The 9,835-nt window shown below is 64.8% G+C and carries 10 protein-coding genes; 1 reads left to right on the top strand and 9 read right to left on the bottom strand.

The window, feature by feature from the left end; translation table 11 throughout:
- Positions 1 to 31: 31 nt before the first annotated feature.
- Together AS156_RS08180 and AS156_RS08175 are read right to left on the bottom strand one after the other, a co-directional pair.
- Positions 32 to 583, bottom strand: coding sequence for a sugar O-acetyltransferase (locus tag AS156_RS08180; RefSeq protein WP_066502429.1), 552 nt, complete (start codon positions 581 to 583; stop codon positions 32 to 34).
- Positions 580 to 1,551: a bifunctional riboflavin kinase/FAD synthetase gene (locus tag AS156_RS08175; protein ID WP_066502428.1), complete on the bottom strand. Its 972-nt coding sequence runs from the start codon at positions 1,549 to 1,551 to the stop codon at positions 580 to 582. The genes AS156_RS08180 and AS156_RS08175 overlap by 4 nt, the downstream gene beginning before the upstream one ends.
- A gap of 211 nt (positions 1,552 to 1,762) precedes the next feature.
- On the opposite strand from AS156_RS08175, the gene AS156_RS08170 reads away from it, so the two are divergent.
- Entirely contained in the window at positions 1,763 to 2,158 is a 396-nt protein-coding gene (locus AS156_RS08170; RefSeq protein WP_066502425.1) for a response regulator, read from the top strand.
- A gap of 501 nt (positions 2,159 to 2,659) precedes the next feature.
- On the opposite strand, the gene AS156_RS08165 is transcribed toward AS156_RS08170, so the two are convergent.
- The 7 genes from AS156_RS08165 to uvrC form a co-directional block, all read right to left on the bottom strand.
- On the bottom strand, positions 2,660 to 3,514 hold the full coding sequence (locus AS156_RS08165; RefSeq protein WP_066502422.1) for a TIGR01459 family HAD-type hydrolase: 855 nt from the start codon (positions 3,512 to 3,514) through the stop codon (positions 2,660 to 2,662).
- 15 nt (positions 3,515 to 3,529) lie between these two features.
- Positions 3,530 to 4,945 carry an EAL domain-containing protein gene (locus AS156_RS08160; RefSeq protein ID WP_066502414.1) on the bottom strand — a complete coding sequence of 472 codons (1,416 nt, stop codon included), beginning with the start codon at positions 4,943 to 4,945 and terminating at the stop codon, positions 3,530 to 3,532.
- A 153-nt stretch (positions 4,946 to 5,098) separates the two neighbouring features.
- Positions 5,099 to 6,058, bottom strand: a complete 960-nt coding sequence (gene prmB / locus AS156_RS08155; protein ID WP_066502409.1) for a 50S ribosomal protein L3 N(5)-glutamine methyltransferase — start codon at positions 6,056 to 6,058, stop codon at positions 5,099 to 5,101.
- The gene (locus tag AS156_RS08150) at positions 6,058 to 6,525 is read right to left on the bottom strand and encodes a molybdenum cofactor biosynthesis protein MoaE (RefSeq protein WP_066502407.1); all 468 of its coding nucleotides are present in this window, start codon (positions 6,523 to 6,525) and stop codon (positions 6,058 to 6,060) included. Before AS156_RS08150 ends, prmB begins: the two co-directional genes overlap by 1 nt.
- A gap of 66 nt (positions 6,526 to 6,591) precedes the next feature.
- Entirely contained in the window at positions 6,592 to 6,843 is a 252-nt protein-coding gene (moaD, locus tag AS156_RS08145; protein ID WP_066502404.1) for a molybdopterin converting factor subunit 1, read from the bottom strand.
- On the bottom strand, positions 6,840 to 7,454 hold the full coding sequence (pgsA, locus tag AS156_RS08140; protein WP_066502402.1) for a CDP-diacylglycerol--glycerol-3-phosphate 3-phosphatidyltransferase: 615 nt from the start codon (positions 7,452 to 7,454) through the stop codon (positions 6,840 to 6,842). Before pgsA ends, moaD begins: the two co-directional genes overlap by 4 nt.
- A 90-nt stretch (positions 7,455 to 7,544) precedes the next feature.
- Complete coding sequence (uvrC, locus tag AS156_RS08135) at positions 7,545 to 9,629, bottom strand: excinuclease ABC subunit UvrC (RefSeq protein ID WP_066502397.1); 2,085 nt, start codon at positions 9,627 to 9,629, stop codon at positions 7,545 to 7,547.
- Between the last annotated feature and the right edge of the window lie 206 nt (positions 9,630 to 9,835).

Here is a 9,835-nt window from a genome sequence, read left to right as displayed (position 1 = left end):
CCGCTCCAGCTCAACCTAACTTCCTCCCGCGCTAGGCGGCCCGCGGTCGGGCAGGATTGCCCGCCACGGTCGCGCCGGGCGCGACGTCCCGCGTCACCACGCTGCCGGCTCCGATCAGGGCGCCGTCTCCAATGGTGACGCCGGGCAGGATGATGGCACCGCCGCCGATCCAGACGTCGCTGCCGATCCGGATCGGGCGGCCGAATTCGAGCCCGGAGCGTCGGGTCGCGGCGTCGCGCGGATGGTCGGCCGTATAGATCTGGACCGCCGGCCCGATCTGGGTGCGATCGCCGATCGTCACCTCGACGACATCGAGGATCACGCAATTGAAGTTGAGGAAGACACCGTCGCCGAGGCTGATGTTGGTGCCGTAGTCGCAGAAGAACGGCGGCCGGATCACGGCATCCTTGCCGACCCGGCGGAAGCGCACGGCGAGCAGCGCGTGCAGTTCGCTAGCCTGCGCGGCGCCGGACGCGTTGTAGCGCGCCATCCATTGTTCTGCTGCGGTGTGGTCGGCGGCGAGCTCGGCATCCGGGCGATAGAGCTCGCCCGCGAGCATTTTCTGCTTTTCAGTCCTGTTCAACCAATCACTCCGAGCTTCGGGAACGCGTCCGGCGCTGCGGCAAGTAGCGCGCGCGCCTTGGCGCTGTCGTCATCCATCTGGCGTATCAACGCCTCGATGGTGTCGAATTTCAGCTCTTCGCGAATGAAACCGATGAATGCGACATCAAGGACCTTGCCGTAGAGGTCGGCCTTGAAATCGAACAGGAACACCTCGAGCAGCGGCGCGCCGTTGTCGAAGGTCGGGCGGCGGCCGAAGCTCGCGACGCCGTCGAACCGTTCCGAACCGCGACCGACGCGCACCGCATAGATGCCATGCTTCAGGCCGCAATGCTTGTCGAGGCGGATATTGGCGGTGGGATAGCCGAGATCGCGGCCGCGCTTCTCGCCATGGATCACCGCGCCCGTAACGAACCACGGTCCGCCGAGCATGGTGGTGGCGTCGGCGACCTGGCCCTCGGCAAGCGCCATGCGGATCGCGCTCGATGACACCGGGCGTTCCTCGATGTCGACATGCGCCTGCACGTCGACCTCGATGCCGAGCCGCGGCGCCTCGCTGACGAGCAGGCTCGGCGAGCCGACCCGGCCCTTGCCGAAATGGAAGTCGTAGCCGACCGCGATCCCGCTGATGCCAAGCCGTTCGATCAGGTCGCGGTGAATGAAGTCCTGCGCCGTGGTGCCGGCGCGCGCCTTGTCGAAGGTCATGACCACGGCGCCGGCGAGCCCAGTACCTGCGAGAAGCCGCAGCTTGTTGGTCTCGTCCGTGAGGCGGAATTGCGGGCTGTTCGGGCTGAAGAAGCTGCGCGGATGCGGCTCGAAGGTTACGGCCAGCGCGGGCCTGCCATGGGCTTTGCCCATGGCCATCGCCGCACCGATCACGGCGCGGTGGCCGAGATGGACGCCATCGAAATTGCCCATCGCGACCACGGCGCCCCGCGGGATCGCACTCGCCGGGGTGTTGTCGCGGATAACAGTAAAAGCAGTGCTCATTTCAGGGATTCTTCAAGGATTCTTAAGCATGAACGTTGCGGCCGGGACCGTGACGTGTCGGCGGCTTGGAAGTCAAGCGGGCGAAGATTGCATCAAATCCGTAACAATCCGGTTCCAGCGGGTTAACGCGCTGTTTAACGCCTGCTGTTAGTCGTTGCTTGGAAAGCTGCGGGTCGCGCAGAAGCGTAATTTGCGTCGTTTGGGGGAAAAGATGGCGGTTGATTTGTCCATGCCGGTTCTGGTGGTTGATGACTACAGCACCATGATCCGCATCATCCGGAATCTTCTCAAACAGCTTGGCTTCGAGAATATCGACGACGCATCGGACGGCTCGGCTGCGCTGAACAAGATGCGCGGCAAGAAATACGGCCTGGTGATCTCCGACTGGAACATGGAGCCGATGACCGGCTACGAGCTGCTCAAGGAAGTCCGCGCCGATCCCAATCTTGCCACCACGCCCTTCATCATGATCACGGCGGAATCCAAGACCGAGAACGTGATCGCGGCGAAGAAGGCCGGCGTGAACAACTACATCGTCAAGCCGTTCAATGCCGCCACGCTGAAGACCAAGATCGAGGCGGTCTTCCCTGATATGGCGACGGCGTAAGACGCCCATCCACCGTAGCAACGGAAAATCTCGTCATGCCCGGGCTTGTCCCGGGCGTGTTGTTTTTCGCTAGACCGTGATGAATTTTGGTTGAATCGGCTCGCCAAGGTTTCGGATCACCTCTCCCCGCCGGGGAGAGGTCGGATTGCGCAGCAATCCGGGTGAGGGCTCTCGGTCTCTCGATAGATCGTAACCCCTCACCCGATTTGCTGCGCAAATCGACCTCTCCCAAAGGAGAGGTGAACCTTCGACGCCGCTTTCAGCTCAACCTAATCTCATCGCGCTTTAGGAAAGACGTGGAAACGTCGGCTGCAGAAGCTCGCAAATGCCATAATACGATAGCTCTGCGGCGAGGGGCGTCTGCACGATTTCGGAATATTGGAAGAATATTCCTGAGTTGCCCGACGTGTCAACTTGCCTGGTCGAACGTCGGCCGCCGCCGGCACCTTTGCATGGGGTTGTTTTCGATATTTTGGCAGGACGCCCCTGCGGAGTTGGCCGCTACCACTTCAGCTCGCGGATCAGCGCACGCGGCGGATGGCCGAACAGCTCCTTCACCGAAGCCGGGTCGAGCTGCTCGATGCCCTCGAACTCCTCGGAGTGGATGCCCCGGGTGACGAACAAGAGATCGATGCCGAAGCCGTGCGCGCCGGCAAGATCGGTGCGCACGGAATCGCCGATCGCCAGCACCCGCGACAACTCGGTCGTCCGGCCGCGGCGCTCGGCGGCGAGCGCCATGGCGCGCTCATAGATCGGCCGGTGCGGCTTGCCGTAGAAGATCACCTCGCCGCCGAGCTCACGATAGAGTTCGGCAACCGCGCCGGCGCAGTAGATCAGCCGGTCGCCGCGCTCCACCACGATATCCGGATTGGCGCAGACAAGCGTGAGCTTGCGCGCGAGCGCCTTCAGCAGCATCTCGCGATAGTCTTCGGCGGATTCGGTCTCGTCGTCGAACAGGCCGGTGCAGATGATGTAATCCGCCTGCTCCAGCGGCACCAAGGTGGCATCGAGACCGCGATGGATCGAGCTGTCGCGCTCCGGGCCGACCCAGAAGATCTTCTGGCCGGGATGGTCGGCCACGAAATGCCGGGTCAGGTCGCCCGAGGAGACGATAGCGTCATAGGTCTCGTCCGCGACGCCGAGCTTGCGCAGCTGCCGCTGCACGGAATCGGCCGGTCGCGGTGCGTTGGTGATCAGGATGACGGTGCCGCCGCGCTGGCGGAAGGTGTGCAACGCCTCGCAGGCCTCGGGAAAGGATTCGAGTCCGTTGTGCACGACACCCCAGATGTCGGACAGCACGACGTCGACGCCGTCGACGAGGTCGCGCAACCGCTCCACGAAACGCAACGAGGTCATGATGCGGGCTGCCGGTTAGCCCGGGCCGACGACGCGGCGCGCCAGCGCGGCATTGCCGGTCGTGCGCGGCGGCGTTGCGGTGCTCGAAGCAGTTGCTGAATTGCTGGCGCCATTGAGGTCCTGGGATGTGGTCTGCGGAGCCTCGGCGGTAGCAGATGCCCCCTCCGGCCGCAACGGCCGCGGTGGCGCGAACAGGAAGCCCTGGCCGAACCGGACATCGTAGTCGAGCAGGTCGACCACGGCGCGCTCGCCCTCGATCCGCTCGGCGATCAGGTCGATGCCGAAGCGGCCGAGCAGGTCGGAGAGGTCGGACGGATGGATGTCGGTGGTCGCGGCTTGCTTGGCGTCGAGCAGCAGCGCGGCCGGGACCTTGATGAAGCGGACGCCGCGGTCGGCGAGTTCGCGCGGCTCGATACGAAGGTCGCTGACATGGTCGATCGAGAAGCGGTAGCCGCGCTGTGCCAGGGCTGCGAGGTTTTCGCTTTCGGCCGGGCCGAGATTGCGGAACGTCGCCTGCTTGAATTCGAGCACGAGAGAGGGCGCCAGCGCGCGGTTGGCCTCGAGGAAATCGAGGCACTGCGTGAAACTCGCCGGACCGGCCAGTGTCGCCGCCGAGACGTTGCAGAACACGCCGACATCCTTGTTGCGCACCATCAGGCGGCGCAGCACCTGGACGCAGCGGAGCATCACCATGTGGTCGATGCGGCCGATCAGGCCGCCGGCCTCGGCGACGCCGATGAAATCCTCGGCGGCCACGATCCGGCCCTGCTCATCGCGCAGCCGGATCACCGCCTCGTAGTAACGCACCTTGCGTTGCGGCAGCGTCACCATCGGCTGCAGGTAGACGTCGAGGCGATTCTCCTCGATCGCGCTCTTGATCGCTCCCAGCAGCTGGGCTTGGCTTCGCGGGACCGCGGCGACCGGCGCCGCCGGAGGTTGAGGAATTGCTGCGGCGACGGCCGGAGGCGGTGCGGCCGGCTGCCACAGATCGTCGCGCGGCGAAGCGATCGTCTGTGTCACCGGACCAGCCGCCAGCAGGTCCTCATGGTGGGCGACGGACGCAGCGAGCTGCTTGACCAGTCCGCCAAGTTCGTTGATCTCGCCGACCATCGCCTGCATGCGGTCGGAACTGGTTGAGTTGGCCGAGGCGACTCGGCCCTCGATCGCGGCGAGCCGCCGGCCGAATTCGGCGACCTGGCGGGCGAGGTCGGCAGTGCCGCGCGACAGATCAGCAATCTGGCTGCCGACGTCGCTGCGGTCGCGCAGCCGCATCGAGACCGCGTTGTAGAGGATCAGGAAGGTGAGGGCGGTGAGCGCCACGATCGCCGATTCCGATCCGCTGATGCCCGCCACCGAATACAGGACGAAGCCAAGCGAGACCGCGACCAGCACCATGCAGATGGCAATGAAGATCGTCGAAATGCGAATCATGTCGCGCGCCCGCGCCCTCTCTCCGATTATCCCCAGTGCAGCAGTTTAGCACCATTGTTGATTCGACGGGCCAGCGATGTTTGGAACCGGCTGGAACTGCCCACGATTTCCGCGCGATCCGTGTCTGCGCCCTTGCGCAACCGCAGGGCCGGATCACAGATCCGCGGCGGCGATCCAGAACACCTCGCCCTCGGACTCCTCGGTGTCGAGCCAGAGCAGCGGCAGGTTCGGGTAGGCGGCTTCGAGATTGTCGCGGCCGCGGCCGATCTCGCACAGCAGGCCGCCCTGCGGGGTGAGATGCCGCTTGGCCTCATCGAGGATGCGGCGGACGATATCGAGCCCGTCGGGCCCGCCGTCGAAGGCGAGCTTTGGCTCGGCGCGGCATTCGCGCGGCAGCGACGCCATGCCTTCGGCATCGACATAGGGCGGGTTGGAGATGATGAGGTCGTAACTGTTGTCGCCGAGCGGCTTGAACAGGTCGCCGCGGTGGAGCGTCAGCCGATCCTCGAGACCATGGTCGGCGACATTGCGCGCGGCGACTTCGAGCGCATCCTTTGAAATGTCCACGGCGTCAACCGCGGCATTGGGAAAATTGCGGCTGGCCAGGATGGCAAGGCACCCCGAGCCGGTGCAGAGGTCGAGCACGCTTTCGACCTCGGCGGGATCGCCGATCAGCGAGGTGCCGTCCTCGTCGCCGCCGAAATGCGAATCGAGCAGTTCGCCGATGAAGGACCGCGGCACGATGGTCCGCTCGTCGACATAAAAGGGTAGGCCGCGCATGTAGACCTTGTTGACGAGATACGCGGCGGGCTTGCGCGTCGTGATGCGGCGCTCGATCAGGTCGAGGATCTGCTTGCCCTCGGCCACCGTGACACGCGCGGCGGCAAAGGTCTCGAATTGGTCTGGATGCAGATGCAGCGTTTCGCAGATCAGGAAGGCGGCTTCCGCCACCGGATCGGTGGTGCCGTGCGCGAATGCGAGTTTTGTCGCATTGAAGCGGCTGACTGCGTAGCGCAGGAAATCGAACAGGGTGTGGAGCTCGCTGGCGCCGACCTTGGGCGCCTTCGGCGCAGCAGGGCTGCGCCTCGCGGGGACATTGCTGCGTTTTGCCATCAGGATTTGGTCCAGCGTGCGGCGGCCGCGTCGTCATGATCGCGCGCCTCGATCCAGCTCGTGCCGCCCGCGCTTTCCTCGCGCTTCCAGAACGGTGCGTTGGTCTTGAGATAGTCCATCAGGAACTCTGCCGCCTCGAACGCCGCCTGGCGGTGTGCGGACGCCGTCACGACCAGCACGATATTCTCGCCCGGCTCGATACGACCGAAGCGGTGAATGACGGTGAGGCCCTGCAACGGCCAGCGTGCCAGCGCCTCGTCGGCGTGGCGGCTGATCTCGGCTTCCGCCATGCCGGGATAGTGTTCGAGCGTCAGTGCTGCGATCGGCTCGCCCTTTTCGCTGCCGCGGCAGATGCCGCTGAAGCTGACGACCGCGCCGACATCGGTGCGGCCTTTGCTCAGGGCCGCAATCTCCTGCGCGACGTCGAAGTCGGCTTCCTGGATACGGATGGTCGCTGACACAGTCATCGGGCTGCTTTTGTGTGACGCGTTTTGTTCACGCGAACCGGGATCCACTTCGCTTGAAACGCTATCTTAGCCGCCGGTCATCGGCGGGAAAAACGCGATCTCGCGCGCGCCGGAAATCATCGCGTCCGGTTTGACGTGGGCGTGATCGATCGCGGCGCGGATCACCTTGGGCTTCTCGAAGGCGTAGGCGTAAGCGTCGTCGCGTGCGGAAAGCCAGCCGATCAGGTCGGCGACGGTGCGCACCTCGGCGGGCGGCTCGACGGTCTCTTCCGCCTTGCCGACACGTTCACGGACCCAGGCGAAATACTTCACCTTCATCCCTCATCCTCCTTGATGAGGTGATGGATGCCGGCGCGGAAGTAATCCCAGCCGGTATAGATCGTGAAGATCGCCGACATCCACAACAGCACGATGCCGATCAGGGTGGTCGGCGGAAAAACCTGCTCGCCTGCCTCGCCCGCGATCAGGAAGCCGATCGCCACCAGCTGGATCGTCGTCTTCCACTTCGCAAGCTTGGTGACGGGGACGCTGACCCGCAGGCCCGCGAGATATTCGCGCAGGCCCGAGACCAGGATCTCGCGGCACAGGATCACGATCGCCGCCCACAGCGTCCAGCCATGAATCGAGTTGTCCGCGGCCAGCATCAGCAGGCTGGAGGCGACCAGGAGCTTGTCGGCGATCGGATCGAGCATCCGGCCGAAAGCGGACTGCTGGTCCCAGATCCGGGCGTAATAGCCGTCGAGGTAGTCGGTGACCCCGGCGGCAATGAACACGGCCAGCGCCACCCAGCGCAGCCACAATGGCCCGTCGAGGATCGACTGCCAGTAGACGCAGCCGATCACCACCGGGATCGCGGCGATCCGCGCATAGGTGAGGATATTCGGGAGGGACATGGTCTTGGGCTGTCCCCGGGTCGTCGCGATGTTCATCCGTCCTACCAATACCGCTGAAGCGAGAAGGTCAACAGTGCGTACCCAAGATGGTCCGTCGCAGGCGACGCGGTGATGACCCGCCTTCCTTTAACCCGGCTGGGCGTGGAAAAACTCGAAAATCTTGCGGGCGCTCTCGGCGCTGACGCCTGGAACCTTACCGAGGTCGGCGATCGAGGCCCGCTCGATCTCCTTGAGCGTTCCGAAATGATGCAGCAAGGCACGTTTGCGCGACGGACCGATGCCGGGAATCTCCTGCAAGCCGGCCTCGCGGATGTCCTTTTTGCGCAGCTTGCGGTGCGAGCCGATGACGAAGCGGTGAGCCTCGTCGCGCAGCCGCTGGATGAAATACAGCACCGGGTCCCGCGGCTCCAGCTTGATGGCCTCGCGGTCCGGCATGAACAGGGTCTCGCGCCCGGCGTCACGTTCCGGCCCCTTGGCGACTGCCATCAGCGAGACCTGGGTCAGCCCGAGGGTCTGGAAAATCTCCCCGACCGCGTTGAGCTGGCCGCGGCCGCCGTCGATGATCACGAGATCGGGCCATTGCGGGAACGAATCGTCGTCCGCCTTGTCGTTGCCCTTGGCTTTGGCGGTGCCATCCTCCGGCGGCTTCAGCAGGCGCTTGAAGCGCCGCTCCAGCACCTCGCGCATCATCCCGTAGTCGTCACCGGGTGTGAGCCCCTCGGACTTGATGTTGAACTTGCGGTACTGGTTCTTCATGAAGCCGTCTGGTCCGGCCACGATCATCGCGCCGACCGCGTTGGTGCCCTGGATGTGGCTGTTGTCGTAGACCTCGATCCGCTTCGGCGCGTGCGGCAGGCCGAGCGTGGTGACCATGGCCTCCAGCAGCCGGCTTTGGGTCGCGGTATCCGCAAGCTTGCGGCCGAGCGCCTCGCGCGCGTTGGTGAGCGCGTGGCCGACCAATTCTTTCTTCTCGCCGCGCTTCGGGACCGAGACCTCGACCTTGTAGCCGGCCTTGACCGACAGCGCGTCGGCGAGCAGCCCGCTTTCCTCGATTTCGTGCGACAGCAGGATCAGTTTCGGCGGCGGCTTGTCGTCGTAGAATTGCGCGAGGAACGAGGACAACACCTCCTCGGGTGTGAAGGTCTTCTCGGCCTTCGGGAAATAGGCGCGGTTGCCCCAGTTCTGGCCGGTGCGGAAGAAGAACACCTCGACGCAGGAATAGCCGCCGTCCTGGTGGATCGCGAACACGTCCGCCTCTTCCACCGTGCGCGGATTGATGCCCTGCTGCGACTGGATCGCCGACAATGCGGCGAGACGGTCGCGGTAAAGTGCCGCGGTCTCGAATTCGAGCTCGCCGGACGCCTTCTCCATCTCGGCTGCGAGCAGTTCCTTCACGGCGTGGCTGCGGCCCGACAGGAACTCGGTCGCCTCGCGCACCAGCTCGCTGTAGCCGGGGAAATCGATCTCATGCGTGCAGGGGCCGGAGCAGCGCTTGATCTGGTAGAGCAGGCACGGCCGCGTCCGGCTTTCGAAGAAGCCGTCGGTGCAGGAGCGGATCAGGAACGCGCGCTGCAGCGCCGTGATGGTGCGGTTCACCGCGCCGGCGGATGCGAACGGACCGAAGTAGCGCCCGGGCCTGCTCTGCGCGCCGCGATGCTTGAGGATCTGCGGCGCCCAATGGTCGCCGGTGATCAAGATGTAAGGGAACGACTTGTCGTCGCGCAGCTGAACGTTGAAGCGCGGCCGGAGCTGCTTGATCAGATTGGCCTCGAGCAGCAGCGCCTCGGTCTCGGTCGTGGTCGAGATGATCTCGACCTGTGTCGTCGCCGCGATCATGCGCAGGATGCGCGCCGGCAGCGGGGCGTTGGCCCGCGCATAGGACGACAGCCGCTTTTTGACGTTCTTCGCCTTGCCGACATAGAGCACGTCGTTGACGGCGTTGAGCATGCGGTAGACGCCGGGCGAGGTGGGGGCGAGGCGGACCGCATTCTCGATAGCGGTATGCCCGATCGCGAGCGTGCCCTCCGCCACCGCCTCGACGGCATCCTCCGTGTCGGGCAGGCGTGCCTCGTCGTCCTCGTCGGCAGCCGAGCTTTCAGGATCGACGTCGCCCGTCTGGAGCGCCCGGTCGTCCTGCGGCAGGTCGGATTTTGCAGGGCGGCGCGGCTGTGGGAGCGGCGGCGTCGGACGTTCGGGAGAATCGTGAACCATGGGCGTAAACTAAGCGCTGGAGCGGCCGGTCGCCAGCGCCGGCAGCGCTGGAAAACGGAGCCGATTGCAGGGGCTTACTGGTCCTGCGCGCCTCGCCGGGGCGCGCGCGTAACGTCTCGTTAAGACTGTTAAGAGGGCGGTAACCGCCCTTAACAGCCCTTTAACTTAAAACTCTCGATAAGATTTAGCGAAAAAAGTGGAATTCC

It is taken from the genome of Bradyrhizobium macuxiense, assembly GCF_001542415.1.
Taxonomy (GTDB): Bacteria; Pseudomonadota; Alphaproteobacteria; order Rhizobiales; family Xanthobacteraceae; genus Bradyrhizobium; species Bradyrhizobium macuxiense.
The sequence above is the reverse complement of the archived record's forward strand: the minus strand, read 5'-3'. Positions and strand labels throughout refer to the sequence as shown.